The organism is Aquincola tertiaricarbonis (assembly GCF_023573145.1).
GTDB lineage: Bacteria > Pseudomonadota > Gammaproteobacteria > Burkholderiales > Burkholderiaceae_C > Aquincola > Aquincola tertiaricarbonis_B.
This window is the reverse complement of the sequence record NZ_CP097635.1, coordinates 61867-80809: the sequence shown is the minus strand read 5'-3', so window position 1 is coordinate 80809 and position 18943 is coordinate 61867. Positions and strand designations below refer to the sequence as shown.

Sequence of the window (18943 nt, the reverse complement as noted above, 5' to 3'; positions counted from 1 at the left end):
GTTCAAGGATACCGAACACCTGTTTGCAGCCACCGGATGCACCGCGGCCGGCGGCCTCCTAGAGTGGGCCGTCACCCCTTGCACCGCCGGCAACACCGGCCACTGCCCCATGACCGAAGCCCGTCCGCTCACCATCCCGTCGATGAAGCCACACTGCAGCCCCGCCGAGTGGCAGGCCCGGGTGGACCTGGCGGCCTGCTACCGGCTGGTGGAGCACTACGGCATGGCCGACATGATGGCCAACCACATCTCGGCCCGCGTGCCCGGCGAGGACGGCGCCTTCCTCATCAACGCCTACGGGATGATGTACGAGGAGATCACCGCCTCCAGCCTGGTCAAGGTGGACCATGCGGGCCGCATCCTGGCCCGCCCCGACTTCGGCCCGCTGGACTACGGCATCAACCGCGCGGGCTACGTCATCCACAGCGCGGTGCATGCCGCGCGGCCCGAGGTGGATTGCGTGATCCACACCCACAGCTGGGCGTCGATGGCGGTGTCGTCGCTGGCATGCGGCCTGCTGCCGCTGACGCAGACCGCGATGCGCTTCCTCAAGATCGGCTATCACGACTACCAGGGCGTGGTGCTGGACGAAGCCGAGCAGGCCTCGTTGATCGCCGACCTGGGCAGCGGCGAAGCGCTGATCCTGCGCAACCACGGAGCGCTCACCGTCGGGCGCACCGTGGGCGAGGCCTTCAACTGGATGCACCGGCTCGAGCTGGCCTGTCGCTCGCAGCTGGCCGCCATGGCCTGCCAGTCGCCGCTGGTGCAGGTGCCGCAGCCGGTGCTGGAAGCCACCTGGAACAACTACCAGCCCGGCACCCGCCGGCCCTACGGCGTGATGGAGTGGCCGGCGCTGCTGCGCAAGCTGGACCGCCTGGACCCCAGCTACCGCGACTGACCCGGCCGCCGGAAGCCCACCTTGAAGCTGCTGCTGTCCACCGCCACCGCCGAGCGCCTGGCGCCCGCGCTGATCAGCGCCTGCGGCGACGCCGGCTGCACCTTGCTGCGGGCCGAGGCGCTGCCGCCCGGCGCGGCCTGCGAGGCCGATGCCGCCTTCGTCAGCCGCGACGTCACCGGCCGCTCGACCAAGCAGGTGCTGGAGCCGGCCACCGCGCACTTCCATGCGCTGCTGCGGGCCGCGCCCGCGCTGCGCTGGGTGCAGGCGCACTCGGCCGGCGCCGACCGGCCGGTGTACCTGGACCTGCTGGCCCGCGGCGTGCGCGTGAGCACCGCATCCGGCGCCAATGCCCAGGTGGTGGCGCACAGCGCGCTGGCCGGCCTGCTGGCCCTGGCGCGGCAGCTGCCAGCGCTGTGGCAGGCGCAGCATGAGCGGCGCTGGTCGCCGCCGCCGCTGGACCAGCTGCCGGCCGACCTGGCCGGGCAGACCGCGGTGGTGGTCGGCTGGGGACCCATCGGCCAGGCGCTGGCGCGCTGCCTGCTGGCGCTGGACCTGCGCGTGGTGGTGGTGCGCCGGCAGCCGCAGCCGGCCGGCCCGGGTCTGCACACCGTCACCACCGACCAGCTGCACCAGGTGCTGCCGCAGGCCGACTGGCTGCTGCTGGTGTGCCCGCTGACGCCCGAGACCCACGGCCTGATCGGCCACGAGGCACTGCAGCGCCTGCCCGCCGGCGCGCGGCTGGTGAACGTGGCGCGCGGCGAGGTGGTGAATGAGCCCGCGCTGCTGCAGGCGCTGCAGTCCGGCCACCTGGCCGGTGCCTGCCTCGACGTGCATGCCACCGAGCCGCTGCCGGCCGCCTCACCGCTGTGGGGCCTGCCGAACGTGATCTGCACACCGCATTGCGCCGGCTTCTCTTCAGGCAACGAGGCGCGCGTGGACCGCCTGTTCCTGGACAACCTGGCTGCCTGGCTGCAGGGCGACGCTCTGCGCAACGAAGTGCCGGCGCGCTGAAGCGCCGACCCGGCGGCCCGCGCCGCCGCCACCAAGAAGGAGACATTGCATGAACCGCCTCATCCATCGATTCGGCGCCCTGGTCGCTGCCGTGGCCTGCCTGCAGCCGCTGGCCGCACGGGCGCAAGCCGAGTGGCCAGCCAAGCCGGTGCGCGTGGTGGTGGCCTTCACCGCCGGCGGCACCACCGACCTGCTGGCGCGCAGCGTCAGCCAGCAGTTGGCCGAGCGGCTGAAGCAGCCCTTCATCGTGGACAACAAGCCGGGGGCGGGCGGCAACATCGGCACCGGCGAGGTGGTCCGCGCCGCGCCCGACGGCTACACCCTCATCGTCAACTCGGTGGGCCCGATGGCGGTCAACCAGTCGCTGTACAAGAAGCTGCCCTTCCAGCCGCTCAGCGACCTGGAGCCGGTGGTGCAGATTGCCGACGTGCCCAACGTGCTGGTGGTGCACCCTTCGGTGAAGGCGAACACGCTGGCCGAGTTCGTTGCGCTGGCGCGTGCCGACAAGGGCGCGATGAACTACTCGTCTACCGGCATCGGCACCTCGTCGCATCTGGCGGGTTTCATGCTGTCGCAGCGGGGTGGCTTCGAGGCCATCCACGTGCCCTACAAGGGCGCCGAGGCCTTGAAGGACCTGCTGGCCGGCCGCGTGCAGTTCATGTTCGCCACCATCCCGTCGGTCATCCAGCACATTCGCGGTGGTGCGCTGCGGCCTCTGGCCGTCAGCAGCCCCAAGCGCTCGCGGTCCATGCCCGAGGTGCCCACGGTGGCCGAGTCGGGCTACCCCGGCTTCGAGGCCGGCTCCTGGTTCGGCTTCTTCGCGCCCAAGGGCACGCCACCGGCGGTGGTGCGCAAGCTCAACGCGGCGGTCAACGAAATCGTCGCGCTGCCCGACATCGAACGCCAGATGGTGCAGGAAGGCGCCGACCCCATCGGTGGCACGCCTGACGCCTTCGGCCGCTTCGTGCGGGCAGAGCACGAGAAGTGGCGGGTGGTGGTGCGAGATTCGGGGGCAACGATCGACTGACCAGCGCTCAGCGGGCCGGGTCGGGTTCGGCGGCGGCCAGCAGGCGTGCCAGCCGCCGGGCCTGCCGCTGCAGCGCGGCGCCGACCTCGGCCCGACGGGCTTCGTCGAGGCGGGATGAGATCGCCGCCACGCTGAGGGCGGCCATCGGCCGCGGGCCGGGCAGGGCCACGCCCACCGCGGCCGTGCCGGCGAACACCGGGCTGTCGAGGAAGGCATAGCCCCTGGCGCGGCCTTCCGCCACCGCGGCCATCACCTGCGCCGCGTCCAGCGATGACTGCTTGGCGTAGCGCCAGGCGTTGGCATCGATGACGTCCTGCGCCTCCTCGGGCGGCAGCTGGCACAGGATGGCCAGGCCACCGGCGCCCACGCCCAGCGGCCGGCGGATGCCCACGTCCAGCGTCAGCGCCTTGATCGGGTAGTCGCCCAGCGCACGGGCGGTGCACACCGCTTCCAGGCCGCGCCGCTCGCTCAGGTAGACCGTGTCCTGCGTCTCGTGGGCCAGCTCGGCCAGCACCGGCTCGCAGTGGGCGGCCAGCTGCACGCGCGGGTAGGCCAGCATGCCCAGCTCATGCAGCAGCGGGCCCAGGAAGTACTTGCGCGTCACCGGGTGGCGTTCCAGCAGCCCCTCCAGCTCCAGCCGCTGCAGCATGCGAAAGCAGGTGGACGTGGGCAGGCCGGTGGCGGTGGCCACGTCGCCCAGCCGCATGCCGTTGCGCCCGCGCGAGGCCACCGTGCGCAGCAGCTCCACCACCCGCTCGATGCTCTGGGTGCCTGCGCGGCTGCGCTCGTTCGGGGTGGTGGCGGTCATGCGTGCGGCCTTTGAAAACGTTCCCACGATGCGGCAGAACCTGGGGTTCGCCCCGGCCGTGAAAAGCGGGGTTGTCGCCTTGAATGGTCGCACAGCCTCCACCAGACGAGTTTCCACAAGGTGACAACCTCTTCCAAGCGCGTGCCGCAGACCATGACCGAGAAGATCCTTGCTCGCTGCAGCGGGCGTGACTCGGTCCGCCCGGGTGACGAGATCGAGGCCCGGCCCGACGTCGTCATCAGCTACGACTTTCCCGGCTACACCGACGTGTTCTTCAAGGAGGCGCGGGAAGAGTTCGGCGTCGAGAAGGTGAGCTCGCCCGAACGCTATGTGCTGTTCATCGACCACATGGTGCCGGCCGCCTCCCCTAAGGAGGAGGAACTGCACCGCGGCACCCGGGCCTGGGGCGCGGCGCAGGGCGTGCCGGTGCACGAGCGCAAGGGCATCGGCCACCAGGTGTCGGCCGAGCTGGGCTACGCGACACCCGGCGCCTTCCTGGTGCACTTCGATGGCCACGTGAGCCAGCTGGGCGCCTTCGGGGCCTATGCCTTCGGGGCGCGCAAGGGCGTGCTGGAAGCCTACGTGTCCGAGACCATCGCGCTGCGTGTGCCGCCCACGGTCAAGGTCGTGCTCACCGGCGCGCTGCAGCCGGGGGTGATGGCGCGCGACGTGTTCCACCACATGGTGCGGGTGATGGGCCCTTCGTCCTGCGCCTTCAAGGCGGTGGAACTGGCCGGCCCGGTGATCGATGCGATGAGCGTGGAAGGCCGACAGACGCTGTGCGGCCAGGCGATGTTCCTCGGCGCCACCACCATGCTGGTGGCGCCCGATGCACGCACCCGCGAGTGGCTGCAGGGCCGCGCCTGCCTGGACGTGCCGGCGGTGCAGCCCGACGAAGACGCGGTGTACGAACGGGTGGTCACGGTGGACGTGTCGGCGCTGCAGCCCATCGTGGTGGTGCCGCCCAGCCCGGCCAACACCCGCGACCTGTCGGAGCACGTCGGCCTGGCCGTGCATGCGGGCTACCTGGGCTCCTGCGCCAGCGGCCGGCTGGAAGACCTGCGCATCGCGGCCCAGGTGCTGCGCGGCCGGCAGATCCAGCCGGGCTTCCAGCTGCATGTGGTGCCCACCTCGCAAGCCATCATGGCGCAGGCCGCGCGCGAAGGGCTGATCGAGACGCTGGTGGAGGCGGGCGCCTTCATCAGCTCACCCACCTGCGACTACTGCTACGGCCGCATCGCCACCATGGCCGACGGCCAGCGCGCGGTGTCCACCGGCACGCTGAACACGCCCGGGCGCATGGGCAGCGTGGACAGCGAGATCTACCTGTGCAACGCCGCCGTGGTGGCCGCCAGCGCGCTGGAAGGCTGCATCGCCGACCCACGGCCTTACCTGGAGGCGGTGGCATGACCCGGCTCAACAACCTGCGCGGCCGCGTGGCCTGGGTGTTCGAGGAGGACGACTACGACATCGACCTCATCGTCGGCGTGCGCAACATCAAGATCACCGACCTGCAGGAGCTGGCCGGCCTGGTACTGGCCGACCAGGCGCCGGGCTTCGCGGCCACGGTGCAGCGCGGCGACCTGCTGGTGGGCGGCCGCAACTTCGGCTATGGCCACCCGCATTACCCGGCGATGCGGGCGATGCGCCACCTGGGCGTTGCCGGCGTGGTGGCCGAATCGTTTTCGCCCGGCTTCTTCCGCGGCGAGATCAGCATGGGCTTTCCGCTGGTCACCTGCCCCGGCATCCTGGGTGCGGCCCGGCGTGGCGACCTGATCGAGGTCGACTGGTCCGCGCAGCAGGTGCACCTGCCCACCCAGGGCCGCGCGCTGCCCATCGAGCCGCTGGGCGCCTCCGAGCGCGGCACGCTGGAGGCCGGCGGCCTCATTCCCTACCTCAAGGCGCGGCTCGCCCGCGCGCCTGCCACCCCCGGAGCCCCACATGACTGACGCCCGCCCCACCATGACCCGCCAGCAGCTGCGCCGCCGTGTGCAGAGCGGCCCCACCTTCTGGTTCGCCGGCGCGCAGGACGCGCTGTCGGCCCTGCTGGTGGACCAGTCCGACTTCGACGGCGTGTTCTCCACCGGCTTCGGCATCGCAGCCTCGTTGCTGGGCCAGCCCGACATGGAGCTGTACACGCTGAGCGAAAACGTGCAGGTGGTGGACCACATGGCCGCCGTGGTGCGCAAGCCCATCTTTGCCGATGCCGACACCGGCTACGGCAACGTGCTGAACATGGGCCGCACCGTGCGCGCCTTCGAGAAGGCCGGGGTGGCCGCGTTGTCCATCGAAGACCAGGTGAGCCCCAAGCGCTGCCCGGCGGCCGCAGCGCAGTCGCTGGTGGTGCCGCTGCACGAGGCGCTGGCGCGCATCCATGCCGCGGTGGATGCGCGGCAGGACCCCGACCTGCTGATCGTCGCCCGCACCGACGTGGCCGACCCGCAGGAAGCCATCGACCGCGCGTCGCGGCTGGCGGAAGCGGGCGCCGACCTCATCCAGCCCATCTCACGCACTTTCAGCCGTTACGAAGACCTGGTGCGCCTGCGCGAGGCCTGCGGCCGGCCGCTGTCGCTGCAGCTGATGGAAGGCACCTGGATGGCCCAGCTGCAGCGTTCGCAGATCGAAGCGGTGGCGGCCTTCGCCACCTATCCCATCGTCTCGCTGCTCACCATCGTGCATGCGATGCAGGCCAACCTGGCCGCGCTGGCGGCCCGCCGCGGTGAACCGATGGGTGAGCTGCCCTGCGGCCGCAGCAGCATGGCGGCCTTCAAGCAGACCATCGGCTGGGAGCGGCTGGAACAGCGCCAGGCCGCCTATGAGGCCACCACCGTGGGCTGAGCCCGGCTTCACCACTCGAACAAGGAGACTCTCATGCATCACCCCCGTCGCCGTGCGCTTGCGGCTGGCCTGGCCGGCGCCGCACTGCTGGCCGCCGCGCCCGGCGCGTTGCTGGCCCAGCCGGCCTTCCCCAGCAAGCCCATCCGCATCATCGTGCCGTACCCGCCGGGTGGCGCCACCGACGTGGCGGCCCGGTTGCTGGCACCGCGGCTGCAGGAAGAACTCAAGCAGACGGTGGTGGTGGAGAACCGGCCCGGCGCCAGCGGCAACCTGGGCATGGTCACGCTGCTGCAAAGCCCCGCCGATGGCCACACGCTGGCGATGAGCCTGACCGGCATGCTCTCCATCAACCCGGTGACCTTCAGCAAGGCCGGCTTCACCGCGGCCGACTTCGTGCCGGTGGCGCGGGTGTCGCTGGCGCCGCTGGTGCTGGTGGTGCCGCCGGATTCACCGTTCAAGACCGTGGGCGACCTGGTGGCCGCGGGCAAGGCGGCGGGCAAGGGCGGGCTGCCTTATGGCTCGGCCGGCGCCGGCGGGCTGTCGCACCTGGCTTCCGAGATGCTGAATGCGCAGGCCAGCGGCCATTACACCCACGTGCCCTACAAGGGCGGCGCACCGCTGGCCCAGGCGCTGATGACGGGCGAGGTGAAGTGGGGCCTGCTGGGCACCGCCGATGCGCGCAGCTTCATCCAGGCCGGCAAGCTCAAGGCGCTGGGCCAGCTGCGCGCCACCCGCTCCGAGCTGTGGCCCGACGTGCCCACGCTGACCGAACAGGGCTCGCCGGGCGGCGTCGACTTCGACGTCTGGTTCGGCCTGGTGGCCCCCGCCAAGACACCCACCGCCGCGGTGCAGCTGATCAACCAGAAGGTGGCGCAGATCGTCACCGAGCCCGAGTTCCGCAAGCGGCTGAACGACATCGGCGGCGTGTCGCCGATGACGGGCAACACGCCCGCGGCCTTCAACGAGGTGCTGCAGCGCGAGGTGACGGTGCTGTCCAAGGCCGCCAAGGACCTGGGGCTGCAGCTGGACTGACGCTGCGCCTCAGCCTCTCTCCCGCAGCCGCTGGCGGATCGGCCCCAGCACCGCCTCGTCGTCCTGGCCCAGCGCGGGTGGGGGCGTCACCGTCAAGGCACGTTCGCCGTCGAAGCTGACGGGCGATCGCACGGTGCGCCAGGTGCCCATCGTCGGATGGGCGGCCTCGATGGCCAGCTGCAGGTGCAGGGCCTGCGGGTCGTCCAGAGCTTCGCTGGTGTCGTACATCGGCGCATGCGGCACGTCGCGGGCCTGCAGCCGCTCGCACCAGTCGCTGCGGCTGCGGGTCTTGAAGCGTTCACCCAGCAGCCCGATCAGCTGTTCCTGGTGGGCGATGCGGCCTTCGCGCGTGGCAAAGCGCGGGTCCTTGAAGATGTCGGGCCGCTCGATCGCGTCGGCCAGGCCCTGCCAGAACTTCTCGGGCGACGACATGTGCAGCGCCAGCCACTTGCCATCGGCACAGGCCAGCACATACGACTGCGACACGCTGGGCCGGCTGAACGGGCCCATCACCTCGCCTTCGGAGAAGTAGTGGGTGAAGGCATCGAGGTTGAAATGGCACATGGCTTCCAGCATCGACACCTCCACCCGCTTGCCCACGCCGGTGCGGCCGCGTTCGATCAGGGCGCCCATCACGCCGTAGGCGGCGTAGAAGCCGGTCATCGCATCGGCCAGCGCCGGGCCCACCACGCGCGGGTTGGCCGGGTTGATCAGCAGGTTGAGGTAGCCGCTGGCGGCCTGGGCCACGGTGTCGTAGGCCGGCCGCCCGGCGGCCGGGCCGTCCTGGCCGAAGCCGCTGATGGCGCAGTACACCAGCCTGGGGTTGAGGCCGTGCAGCCGCTCCCAGCCGGCGCCCAGGCGTTCGGCGGCGCCGGGCCGGAAGTTCTGGATGTAGACGTCGGCGCCGCGCACCAGCTCGTCGAAGGCCGCTGCATCCTCCGGCAGCTTGGTGTTGAGCGTGATGCTCTGCTTGTTGCGGTTGTAGGTCTGGAAGTGCGGGCTGTACAGCCCGCCGCGGAAGGCCCGGAACGGGTCGCCGGTGCCGGGCTGTTCGATCTTGATCACCCGCGCCCCCAGGTCGGCCAGCAGCATGCCGGCCGCCGGGCCGGTGATGAAGGTGCCTTGCTCCAGCACGGTGATGCCTTCGAGAACCTTGGACATGTCAGTCGCCCTTCCTTCAATCGACCTGCGCGCCCGAGCGCTTGACCAGCGCGGCCCATTTCGTGATCTCGCTGCCCGTGAAGCGGGCCAGCGCCTCGCCCTGCAGCGGTCGCAGTTCCACGCCTTGCGCGGCCAGCCGGGTGCGCACCTCGGGCTGGGCCAGCGCGGCATCGCCCGCGCTGCGCAGCCGCTCCAACGTGGCGGCCGGCACGCCGGCCGGCGCATACACCATGAACCAGGCCACCAGGTCCACGCCGGGCAGACCTTGCTCGGCCAGCGTGGGCACCTCGGGCGCCTGCGCGCTGCGGCTGGCGCTGGTGATGCCCAGCACCCGCAGCTTGCCGCTGCGCACGTGCGGCATCACCGCGGACGGGTGGTAGAACATGAAGTCAACGTTGCCGGCCATCAGATCGGTCAGCGCCTGCGAGCCATCCTTGTAGGGCACGTGGATCATGCGCCCGCCCAGCTCGTTCATCAGCTCGCCCGCCAGGTGGCCCGAGGTGCCGTTGCCGGCCGAGGCAAACGTGGCGCCTTCGGCCCGGCGGGCCAGCGTGGCCAGGTCGGCCGGAGACTTGGCAGGCGACTGGGCAGGCACCACCAGCAGCAGCGGCGTGTAGCCGGCAAAGGCCACCGGCACGAACTGCTGGCGCGGGTCGTAGCGCAGCGTGCGAAACAGCGTGGCATTGATGGCGTGGGTGCCCACCGTGCCCATGACCAGCGTCTGGCCGTCGGGCTGGGCGCGCGCCACCTGCTCGGTGGCGGTGGTGCCGCCGGCGCCGGGCCGGTTGTCCACCAGCACCTGCTGGCGCAGCGTGGCGGCCATGGCGGTGCCCACGATGCGGGCCACGTTGTCGGTGGTGGTGCCGGTGGCAAAGGGCACCACCAGGCGCAGTGCCGGGGCGGTGTCCTGCGCCCGGGCGGGCAGGGCGGCGGCGGCCAGCGCCAGCGAGAGAACGAGGCGGCGCTGCATCAGTCCACCCGGATGTTCCTGGCCTTGACGATGCGGCTGTAGATGCCGGCATCGCGCCGGACCCACTGGGCCATCTCGGCGCGGTCCAGCGACAGCGGCTCGCAGTTCAGCTCCTTGATGCGGCGCTGCACGTCGGTGTCCAGGCTGGCGGCGTGCAGCACCGCATACAGCTTGTCCAGCACCGGCGCCGGCGTGGCCGCGGGCGCCCAGATGCCGTGCCACGACATCATCGACAGGCCGGGCGTGGTCTCGGCGAAGGTAGGCACGTTGGGCATGGCCGGATGGCGCTGCGCATCGGAGTACGCCAGCGCCTTGACCTTGCCGCTGCTGATCAGCGGATAGGCGGTGGCCATCGGCTCCAGCACCATGTCCACCTGGCCGCCGATCAGTTCGTTGATCGGCGTGGCCCGGTAGGGCACGTGCAGCATGGCCACCTTGTTCTCGTCCTTCAACCATTCCATGATCAGGTGCGAAGGACTGCCCGCGCCGTAGGAGGCGTGCGACAGCTGGTCGGGCTTGCTGCGGGCCTGGGCCAGCACGTCTTTCAGCGACGCTGCTTCCAGCTTGGGGCTGGCGATCAGCACCAGGCCCTGGCGCATGGTGGGCGCCACCGGCACCAGGTCCTTGTCGGCATCGAAGGGCAGCTTGCCGTAGATGAACGGGTTGATGGTGAAGGCGGTGGAGACGTTGTAGAGCACCGTGTAGCCATCGGCCGGCGACTTGGCCACCGCGTCGCTGGCCAGGTTGCCGGCCGAGCCCGGCTTGTTGTCCACGATCACCGGCACGCCCAGCTTGCGGGCCGCGTATTCGCCATAGATGCGCGCGAACACGTCCGGTGGCGTGCCGGCCGCAAAGCCCACCACGATCTTCAGCGGGCGGGCAGGCCAGTCGGCGGCGCCGGTCTGCGCCGCGGCCTGGGGCGGCAGGGCGGCCAGGCCTGAAGCGGCCAGGCCAAGGGCGGACGCGATGACGCGCCGGCGGGTACTGCTCATGGGTGTCTCCGGTGGTGTTATGGGTCTTGCGGCTCGGCGGCCGCTTCAGTCGGTGGCGCGGGCAGGGCCGTCGTACTGCAGCTCCCGCGTGGCCTGGTAGGACAAGGCAAAACCGATGGAGCGTTCCAGCTCCTCGTTCAGGTGGGCGATGAGCCCCGCGGTGCGCGCCAGGATGGGCACGCCCTTGAGTGCCTGCAGCGGAAAGCCGATGCCCAGCAGCACCGCCGGAATGGCGGCCGACACATTGAGCTTGAGCGCCTTGCCCACGGCCTGCGGCAGCACACGTTCCACCGCCTCGGCGATGTGCACGAAGCGCAGGTCGGCGCCGGCCGCCTGCGCCACGCGGAACAACGCATCCACCCGTGGGTCGCGAGCCTTGTGCAGCGGGTGCCCGTAGCCGGGAATCTGGCGGCCGGCGGCCCGGTACTCGGCCACCACCGCCAGCGCCACTTCGTCCAGCGCCGCGCCGCGCGCGCCGGCGGCACGCTGGTCGATCTCGTCGAACAGGCGACCGGCAGTCTCGGAGGCGCCCAGGATCACCGAGCCGCAGCCCAGGATGCCGGCGGCCACCGCGCCCTGCAGCGCATCGGGCGCGGCAGCCAGCGTCATGCGGCTGGCCTGCACGCTGGGCACCAGGCCATGCTCGGCGATGGCCACCAGCGTGGCGTCCAGCACCGCGGTGGCGGCCGGCGTGGCGCGGCGGCCGGTGACCAGCAGGTGGAAATAGTCGGTGAACGAGATGCGGCCGATCAGCTCGCTGCACAGGTCCATGCCGCGCACCGTGATGCTGTGTTCGTCCGAGGTGCAGATGGCGCTGCGTGGCACCGTCTCCTTGCCGATCTTCATGCCGGTCCTTTGCCGTTGCGACTGGGGCCGAACGGTAAGGATTGACTGAACGCGCAGGAAGTGAAGAATTTCGATGCGCTTGATCTATGGCGTCGATGGTTGCAGGCTGCGGCCCAGCGCGGCCTTGCGGATCTCACGGGCAAAGCTCTTCACCGCCGCGCTCTGCCGCGCTTCACGCTTCCACAGCAGGCCGGGCGTGCGCATCGGCGTCGGGCTTTCCAGCGGCACGGTGCGGATGTCGGCACGCGCCGGCACTGCCTGGCGCGACACGATGGCCGCCAGCCCGGTGCGCGCCACCAGGTCGATCATCGGCGCGATGGTGTTCATCTCGGCGGCCACCAGCGGCTCGGCGCCGCAGCTGGCCAGGCAGGCGTCCAGCATCACCCGGGTGGTGAACACCCGCGGCAGCATCACCAGCGGCTGCTTGTGCAGCTCCACCATGCGCACGCGGCGGCGGCCGGCCAGTGCATGGGCGGCGCCCACCACCAGCACCATCTCCTCGTGGTACAGCGGCTCGAACCACAGCAGGCCGGGTTCGCTGGGCTGGTAGGCGATGCCCACGTCCAGCGCGCCGTCCAGCAGCCGCTGTGCGATGGCGTCGGCCGCCAGCTCGTCGACGCTGATCTTGACCGTTGGGTGGCGCGCCATGAAGGCGGCCAGGCATTCGGGCACGAAGCCCAGGTTGAAGGTGTGCGTGGCGCCGATGCGCACCTCGCCCGACAGCGCGCCGGCCGAGCGCTTGAGCTCGCCCAGGCCCTGGTCCACCTCGCGCAGCGCCTTGGAGGCATAGCCCAGGAAGGTTTCGCCTGCTTCGGTCAGCAGCACGCGGCGGCCGACGCGGTCGAACAGCTCGTGGCCCAGCTCGTCTTCCAGCTGCCGGATCTGGTGCGACAGCGTGGACTGCGTGACGTGCACACGCTCGGCTGCGCGGGTGAAGTTGAGGCATTCGGCCAGCGCGGTGAAGTAGCGCAGGTGTCGCAGTTCCATGGCGTGGCGGGCCTCGGCAATCGATGCAGTGAATGCAATTTATCGAAAATCTTCACTTCCGTGTCGCGGGCTCGATGGTTATGGTGCGGCACGCCCCTCAGAGGGCCAATCAAGGAGACCCCCATGGCCGATGCCGCCGATGCCGTCCACAGCCTGACCGACGAGGTGCTGAGCCGCCTGCAAGGCTGCACCGATGCCCGCTTCAAGCAGGTGATGAGTTCACTGGTCACCCACCTGCACGACTTCGTGCGCGATGTGGACCTGACCGGCGACGAATGGATGCAGGCCATCCAGTTCCTCACCGCCACCGGCCAGCAGTGCACCGACAAGCGCCAGGAGTTCATCCTGCTGTCGGACACGCTGGGCGTGTCCATGCTGGTGGTGGCGCTGGCGCAGGCCCGCGCCGGCGGCCGCGCCGCGGGTGCCACGCCGGCCACCGAGGCCACGGTGCAGGGCCCCTACTACTGGGAAGGCGCGCCCGACCGGCCGCTGGGCTTCGACATCGGCGAAGGCGTGCCCGGCGAGCCGGCGCTGTACACCGGCCGCGTGACCGACACCGAAGGCCGCCCGCTGCCCGGCGCGCTGCTGGACGTGTGGTCGGGCGATGGCGAAGGCAATTACGACATGCAGATGGCCGACAACACCACCATGCGGGCCCGCGGCCGCTTCCGCACCGACGCGCAGGGCCGCTTCTGGTTCTGGTCCATCCGCCCCAGCTACTACCCGATTCCGATGGACGGCCCGGTGGGCCGGATGATCGAGCGCATGGGGCGCGACCCCAACCGGCCCGGCCACATCCACATGATGGTGTCGGCCGACGGCCATGTGCCGGTGACCACGCACCTCTTCGTGGCCGACAGCCCGTACATCGAGACCGATGTCGTCTTCGGCGTGCGCGACAGCCTCGTCGTGCCCTTCGAGCGGCATGAACCCGGCACCGCGGTGGATGGCCGGCCGATGCGCAAGCCCTACTGGTCGGCGCACTACGACTTCCGGCTGGCGACGGCGGCTGGCGCCTGACGGTCTACCGCTCCACCGTCTGCCCCACATACCGCGACACCTTCGGCGGCCCGTCGCCGCGGTGGAAACCCAGCCGCCGGTCGCGCAGCGCCAGCTCCACCGCGGTGATGCGGTCGAAGCGGCGCAGGTGCTCGGTCCAGTTCTCGTCGACGTAGTACTCCATCCAGTGCCGCGGGTTGGCATGGTCGCGGAACACGCCCCAGGAGATGGCGCCCTGCTGCAGCCGGCTGCGGCGGCTTTCGCGCATCAGCTCGGCAAAGGCCGCCTCGTCCTGCGGGTCGACGTCGTACTCCACCGTCACCATCACCGGGCCGGCCTGCGGGTCGACGTCCGGGGCGGCGGTGGGGCTCTTGAGCACGTCGCGCTGTGGCGTCAGGTCGGCCTCGCCCAGGTGCTGCACGCGCTGCTTGCGCAGCAGCACCAGCATCAGCAGGCCGGTGGCCGCGGCGGCCAGCAGGCTGGTGCGCAGGCTGGTGATGCCCGCGACCTGGCCCCACAGCGCGGCGCCGCCGGCGCTGCCGGCCATCAGCGCCGTCTGGTAGATGGACATGCCGCGGGCCCGCACCCAGTCGGGCAGCGCCAGCTGGGCCGACAGCGTGAGCGAGTTGGCCACCGAGATCCAGCCGGCGCCCGCCAGCACCATGGCCGGCGCGGTGATCCACAGGCTGGGTGACAGCGCCACCACCAGCGTGCCCAGCGCATTGAGCAAGCTGCCGTACTGCACCAGGTCGTCGCGGCTGAAGCGCTCGCGGATGCGCGGCAGCATCAGCGCGGTGGCCACCGCGCCCGCGCCCATGCAGGCCAGCAGCAGCGTGAAGATGCCGGCGCCGCCGTGCGACAGGCCCTGCGCCACCAGCGGCATCAGCGCCAGCAGCGCGGTGCTGTGCAGGAAGAAGACGAAGATGCGCAGCAGCACCACCCGCATGCCCGGCGACTGGCGCACGTACTGCACGCCCACCCGCATGGCACCCACGAAGCGCTCGCCGGGCAGCGCGCTGGCGCGCGGTGTGTTCTTCCACTGCCAGATGATGGCCGCTGCGCCCAGCGACAGCGCGGCATTGAGCCCGAACACCCAGGCGCTGCCCAGACCGGTGAGGATGGCACCGGCCAGGATGGGCCCGGCGATGCGCGAGGCATTCATCGCGATGGCATTGAGCGCCAGCGCCGCGGTGAGCTCGCTGCGCGGCACCAGCTCGGGCACGATGGCCGCGAACACCGGCCAGCGCATCGCCAGCCCGATGCCGTTGGCAAACACCAGCACCAGCAGCAGCGGCGCATTGAGCGCGCCCGAAAACGCCAGCACGCTCAGCAGCACCGCGGTGACGGCCACCCACAGCTGGGTGAACATGAACCAGTGCCGCCGGTCCACGATGTCGGCCATCGCGCCGCTGGGAATGCCCAGCAAGAAGACGGGGAGCGTGGCCGCCGTCTGCACCAGCGCCACCCACACCGGGTTGGGCGTGAGCTGCGTCATCAGCCACGCGGCCGCCACGTCGTTCATCCACATGCACACGTTGGCGGTGACCGTGGCCAGCCACAGCATGCGGAAGACCGGCCGGGCCAGTGGCGCCAGGGTGCCGGTGCGGGGCGGAGCCGAAGGCGGCTCGGGCGGGGAGGAGGGCGACAGTGGTTCGATGGACATCGGCAGGCCGCCGACTTTAGCCCGCGCCGGCGGCGCCTCCGATGTGGGAACTGCGTGGGCCCTGCGGCGGCGCGGTTTCAGCGGCGGGCGCGGCGGCCGATATGAGCGTGCATGAGAAGCAGGCTTTCAGTGACGGGTGTGGCCCTGGCCGTGATGCTGGCCGCGTGCGGCGGCGGTGGGGGTGAGTCGGAGGCGGCGACCGGCACGGGCAACGGCGCCTCGGGCACGGGCAGTGGTTCGGTCGGCGGCGCGGTGGGCGGTGCAGTGTCCACCGGCGACGCGGCCGAGGCCGCCGCGCTGGCCCTGGCCACCGTCAACCAGGAGCGTGAGCGCTGCGGCTTCGGCCAGGTGCAGCGCCAGGCCCAGCTGGACACCGCCGCCGGCTGGCATGCCGACTACCTGAAACTGCGTTTCAACGAAGGCCTGCCCGCCACCCACACCGAAGACCCGGCGCGCAGCGGCTTCAAGGGGGCCACCGCGGCCGACCGCGCCCAGGCCGCCGGTTACGCCTACGCCCGGTTGGGCGAGTTCCTGAGCTTTGCCCCGCTGGGCGGCAGCGCACCGGCCGGCGAAGCGCTGGTGCGGGCGATGATGGCCACGGTCTATCACATGGCCGGCATGCTGGACGGCAACACCGAGGTGGGCGCGGCCGTGGCCTTTGCCGATGCGGCGCCGCAGGCCTACCGCCAGGCCGTCCTGGCCTGGGAAACCGGCACGCCGCTGGGCCGCCAGCCGGTGGAGCCCGGCGTGCTGCTCACCTACCCCTGCTCCGGCAGCGCCGGCCTGCAGCCTTACATGTACGGCGAGAGCCCCGAGCCCTTCAGCGGCCTGGGCTTCATCGCCGGCCCGGGCACCGGCCACCCGATCTACCTGCGCGCCCCCGCGGGCCAGCGCATCCGGCTCAGCGCCGCCACGCTCACCAGCGGCCAGGGCCGCGCGGTGCCGGTGCTGCTGTACCACGCCAGCGACGACGCGCAAGCCCTGCTGGGCACCCACCAGGCCTTCGTCATCCCGCGCGAGCCACTGGCCCAGGGTGCCAGCTACCAGGCGCAGGTGCAGGGCACGGTGGATGGCGTGCCGTTTTCGCGGGACTTCGTGTTCAGTACGGGGCGGCTGTAGGCCCTGGCGCGGGCGCTGCGCCATGCCTCAGCGCCACGCGCTGCGCTGCTGCAGCAGCGCCGGCCGGTCGATGGCGGCGGCCAGCGCTTCGAGGTCACGGGGCTGCACGCCCGCCTGCCTGAAGTGCGCCTGCCAGCCGTTGACCACGGCCACCACCTGGCGCACCTGCTCGCGGGCCTGGTCCGGGGGCAGCCCGAACTGCCGGCATTCCGACATTGCGTTGTCCAGCGTCGCATCGTGGCCCTGCAGGCCCACGCGCAGCTGCTGCCAGCCTAGCGACTGTGCCGAGGGCAGCACGTCGAAGGCGGGCGACAGGCTCAGCGTGCCATCGGCTTCGTGCAGCAGCGCGTGGTTCTTCTCGTGGTCGTCGGTGTTGTCCATCAGGATGTTGAACACCATGCGCCGAAACAGCTCATGCATCTGGGCCCGGAAGCCGCTCTCGCCGACCGTGCCGCGGCGGCGCAGCAGCTGGGCCAGTTCGGGGTAGCCCAGTGCTTCACCCGCGGCCTTCAGTGCCACGTTGGCCGAGAGCGCATGGCGGCGCAGGCCGGCCTCGCGATCGAAGCGCCGCACCGCCACCGCATGGCCCTGGTGCAAGGGCACCGCCCGCGTGGGCGCCACACGGATGCCGGCCTGCGCTGCCAGCGTCATGGTGGCGTGTTCCACCAGAGGCATGTCGAGGGCCTCGCCGGGCTCGTTGAACTTCAGCACCCAGGGCTCGCCGCCCAGCGTCACCAGGGCCTTGGGCCGGGCGCCGCCCAGCGTGGTGCCAGGGTCGATCAGGCGGCGTTGTGGCGGCGGCACCGGCTCGCCGGCCAGTACCCGTTGCACCAGCCGGGCGATGTCTTCCGCCTCGTTCAGCCAGGGCAGGGGGCCCTTGGTGCGGGGCAGGTAAGCCTGCAGCGAGGTGGAAACACCCAGCGCGCCGAAGCGCTCGTCGCCCGCGAAGAACAGGTAGTCCAGCAGCGCCAGCCGCGGCGGCTTGTCGAGCACCCGGATCACCCGTTCACCCCAGCGGTCAGGGCGGGCGTCATCCACCGCGCCGACGGCCGTCTCCTTCTCGTTGGGCAAATATTCCCGGTCGCTCAGCGGCAGGTCTTCGCTCAGCGCGATGCCGCTGGCCAGCCACGCCGCCGCATAGCGCAGCGACACGCCGTTCTGACCACGCAGCTGGCGCAGTTCGCCAATCAGCCGTGGCGCCGTGGGGTCGGCCAGCCACCACAGGCCCAGCGTGTCGCCGGGCTGGTAGGCGGGGGCGTCCATGTCCGTCATGGCGCAGGCGCCCGCCGCCGCACCGCTCGAGCCTGTGCGCTGCGCACCGCCTCTTCCAGCGCCGCCTGGTCATGCTGGGGCGCGGCCACTTCGCCCAGCGCGGCGGCGCGGCCCATCAGCCATAAGGCCGTGGCGTACACGCCCATGGCCACGCTGGGGTCGCCGCGCTCCATGCGCATCAAGGTGGGCTCGGACACGCCGATGCGCTGCGCCCACAGGCGCCGCGGCTCCTTGCGGCGCTTGCGGGCGATGGCCAGGTCTTCACCCAGGCGGCGCAGTGGCGCCAGCGCAGCGGCGGGCATTTCGTCCAGGGCGGTAGGGCGCTTGGGCATGCATACATGTTAGTACAGAGCGCTCTTTACGAACATCTATGTGCGTTTCAGACCGACGGGCTGCCCAGTCGGCTGAAGTCCAGCGCCTTCAGCAATGCGGCCGTCTCGCGCATCAGGCGGGTGGCGGGGCGGGCCTTGGGCCAGGCCAGCACCAGGTTGTTGCGGATGGCCGGCGCCACGATGGCGGCGCGCTGCAGCGCCGGCCCGTGGCCGGGCGGGGGCAGGGCGCTTTCGGGCAGCACGGTGCAGCCCACGCCCTGGCGCACCAGCTGCACCACCGTCTGCACCGAGCCCACCTCGGCCACCACCTGCAGCCCGATGCGGCGCGGCCGCGCCACCGCGTCCACCAGGCTGCGGATGGCATTGGGCGCGGCCGGCAGCACCAGCGGCCAGTCGGCGAGCGCAGAAAAGCGCAGCCGCGCCGGCAGCCGCGGGCCCTGGGCCGGGGCCACCAGCAACAGTGGCTCGCGCAGCAGCGGCTCGCAGCTCAGCAGCGGTGAAGGTGGTGGGTCGAACAGCAGCGCCAGGTCCAGCCGGCCGGCGATCAGCCATTCGCGCAGGTGCTGGCTCAGCCCTTCGGACACGGTGATCACCGCGCGCGGAAAGCGTTCGCGAAAGCGCGTCACCAGCTCGGCGCTGAGGCTCGCCGCCACCCGCGGCGGCAGGCCCACGGTGATGCGGCCGCCGGGGCTGGCGGCCAGCTCGCGCAGGGCCTCGCGGGCGCGATCGGCGCTGTCCAGCATCTGGCGTGCATGCACCAGCAGGGCGTCGCCAGCCTCGGTGGGCATGGCGCCGCGGCCGGTGCGGTCCAGCAGGCGCTGGCCCAGCTCGGTTTCCAGCAGGCCGATCTGCCGGCTGAGCGTGGGCTGGGCCAGGTTCAGCGCCACCGCCGCACGGCTGAAGCTGCCCGCATCGGCCACCGCCACGAAGTAGGACAGCTGTTTCAGATCCATAGCGCTTCAGCATAGCTGCTATAGGCACCATGCCG

Annotated in this window: 19 protein-coding genes; 9 read left to right on the top strand and 10 right to left on the bottom strand. The window is 71.4% G+C overall.

The annotated features are described in order from the left end of the window. The first annotated feature begins 109 nt into the window (after nt 1-109). Genes MW290_RS00415 through MW290_RS00405 form a run of 3 tightly spaced genes read left to right on the top strand, consistent with a single transcriptional unit; the run spans nt 110 to nt 2936 of the window. On the top strand, nt 110-898 hold the full coding sequence (locus tag MW290_RS00415) for a class II aldolase/adducin family protein (RefSeq protein ID WP_250195388.1): 789 nt from the start codon (nt 110-112) through the stop codon (nt 896-898). 21 nt (nt 899-919) lie between these two features. Then, complete coding sequence (locus MW290_RS00410; RefSeq protein WP_250195387.1) at nt 920-1909, top strand: D-2-hydroxyacid dehydrogenase; 990 nt, start codon at nt 920-922, stop codon at nt 1907-1909. Between the two features lie 49 nt (nt 1910-1958). Beyond that, nucleotides 1959-2936, top strand: a complete 978-nt coding sequence (locus MW290_RS00405; protein WP_250195386.1) for a Bug family tripartite tricarboxylate transporter substrate binding protein — start codon at nt 1959-1961, stop codon at nt 2934-2936. A 7-nt stretch (nt 2937-2943) separates the two neighbouring features. Here the strand turns inward: MW290_RS00405 and MW290_RS00400 are convergent, their stop codons facing one another. Then, the gene (locus MW290_RS00400) at nt 2944-3744 is read right to left on the bottom strand and encodes an IclR family transcriptional regulator (protein ID WP_250195385.1); all 801 of its coding nucleotides are present in this window, start codon (nt 3742-3744) and stop codon (nt 2944-2946) included. 120 nt (nt 3745-3864) lie between these two features. On the opposite strand from MW290_RS00400, the gene MW290_RS00395 reads away from it, so the two are divergent. Genes MW290_RS00395 through MW290_RS00380 form a run of 4 tightly spaced genes read left to right on the top strand, consistent with a single transcriptional unit; the run spans nt 3865 to nt 7614 of the window. Continuing rightward, nucleotides 3865-5154 (top strand): 3-isopropylmalate dehydratase large subunit, encoded by a 1290-nt coding sequence (locus tag MW290_RS00395; protein ID WP_250195384.1) that lies wholly within the window; start codon nt 3865-3867, stop codon nt 5152-5154. Then, entirely contained in the window at nt 5151-5693 is a 543-nt protein-coding gene (locus MW290_RS00390; RefSeq protein ID WP_250195383.1) for a 3-isopropylmalate dehydratase small subunit, read from the top strand. Before MW290_RS00395 ends, MW290_RS00390 begins: the two co-directional genes overlap by 4 nt. Continuing rightward, nucleotides 5686-6582, top strand: a complete 897-nt coding sequence (locus MW290_RS00385; protein WP_250195382.1) for an isocitrate lyase/PEP mutase family protein — start codon at nt 5686-5688, stop codon at nt 6580-6582. Before MW290_RS00390 ends, MW290_RS00385 begins: the two co-directional genes overlap by 8 nt. Nucleotides 6583-6615: 33 nt before the next feature. Then, nucleotides 6616-7614 (top strand): Bug family tripartite tricarboxylate transporter substrate binding protein, encoded by a 999-nt coding sequence (locus tag MW290_RS00380; RefSeq protein WP_250195381.1) that lies wholly within the window; start codon nt 6616-6618, stop codon nt 7612-7614. Nucleotides 7615-7623: 9 nt separating this feature from the next. Here MW290_RS00380 and MW290_RS00375 read toward each other — a convergent pair whose 3' ends face one another. The 5 genes from MW290_RS00375 to MW290_RS00355 all read right to left on the bottom strand — a co-directional run bounded on the left by MW290_RS00375 (nt 7624) and on the right by MW290_RS00355 (nt 12570). After that, nucleotides 7624-8775: a CaiB/BaiF CoA transferase family protein gene (locus tag MW290_RS00375; protein ID WP_250195380.1), complete on the bottom strand. Its 1152-nt coding sequence runs from the start codon at nt 8773-8775 to the stop codon at nt 7624-7626. Nucleotides 8776-8791: 16 nt separating this feature from the next. After that, a complete protein-coding gene (locus tag MW290_RS00370; protein WP_250195379.1) occupies nt 8792-9745 on the bottom strand; it encodes a Bug family tripartite tricarboxylate transporter substrate binding protein in 954 nt (317 codons plus the stop codon). Next, nucleotides 9745-10737, bottom strand: a complete 993-nt coding sequence (locus MW290_RS00365) for a Bug family tripartite tricarboxylate transporter substrate binding protein (protein WP_250195378.1) — start codon at nt 10735-10737, stop codon at nt 9745-9747. The genes MW290_RS00370 and MW290_RS00365 overlap by 1 nt, the downstream gene beginning before the upstream one ends. Before the next feature lie 45 nt (nt 10738-10782). Next, on the bottom strand, nt 10783-11583 hold the full coding sequence (locus MW290_RS00360) for a citryl-CoA lyase (RefSeq protein ID WP_250195377.1): 801 nt from the start codon (nt 11581-11583) through the stop codon (nt 10783-10785). 84 nt (nt 11584-11667) lie between these two features. Then, nucleotides 11668-12570, bottom strand: a complete 903-nt coding sequence (locus tag MW290_RS00355; protein ID WP_250195376.1) for a LysR substrate-binding domain-containing protein — start codon at nt 12568-12570, stop codon at nt 11668-11670. Between the two features lie 123 nt (nt 12571-12693). On the opposite strand from MW290_RS00355, the gene MW290_RS00350 reads away from it, so the two are divergent. Then, the gene (locus MW290_RS00350; protein WP_250195375.1) at nt 12694-13590 is read left to right on the top strand and encodes a dioxygenase family protein; all 897 of its coding nucleotides are present in this window, start codon (nt 12694-12696) and stop codon (nt 13588-13590) included. Between the two features lie 4 nt (nt 13591-13594). On the opposite strand, the gene MW290_RS00345 is transcribed toward MW290_RS00350, so the two are convergent. Then, nucleotides 13595-15232, bottom strand: coding sequence for an MFS transporter (locus MW290_RS00345; protein ID WP_310740082.1), 1638 nt, complete (start codon nt 15230-15232; stop codon nt 13595-13597). 129 nt (nt 15233-15361) lie between these two features. Here MW290_RS00345 and MW290_RS00340 point away from each other — a divergent pair, with 129 nt between their 5' ends. Beyond that, on the top strand, nt 15362-16351 hold the full coding sequence (locus MW290_RS00340; RefSeq protein ID WP_250195374.1) for a spore germination YkwD domain-containing protein: 990 nt from the start codon (nt 15362-15364) through the stop codon (nt 16349-16351). A gap of 27 nt (nt 16352-16378) precedes the next feature. Here the strand turns inward: MW290_RS00340 and MW290_RS00335 are convergent, their stop codons facing one another. The 3 genes from MW290_RS00335 to MW290_RS00325 are packed head-to-tail and all read right to left on the bottom strand — an operon-like array spanning nt 16379 to nt 18908. Next, on the bottom strand, nt 16379-17614 hold the full coding sequence (locus MW290_RS00335) for a type II toxin-antitoxin system HipA family toxin (RefSeq protein ID WP_250195373.1): 1236 nt from the start codon (nt 17612-17614) through the stop codon (nt 16379-16381). A 5-nt stretch (nt 17615-17619) separates the two neighbouring features. Then, complete coding sequence (locus MW290_RS00330; RefSeq protein ID WP_250195372.1) at nt 17620-17955, bottom strand: XRE family transcriptional regulator; 336 nt, start codon at nt 17953-17955, stop codon at nt 17620-17622. A 47-nt stretch (nt 17956-18002) separates the two neighbouring features. After that, nucleotides 18003-18908 (bottom strand): LysR family transcriptional regulator, encoded by a 906-nt coding sequence (locus MW290_RS00325; protein WP_250195371.1) that lies wholly within the window; start codon nt 18906-18908, stop codon nt 18003-18005. Nucleotides 18909-18943: the final 35 nt, after the last annotated feature.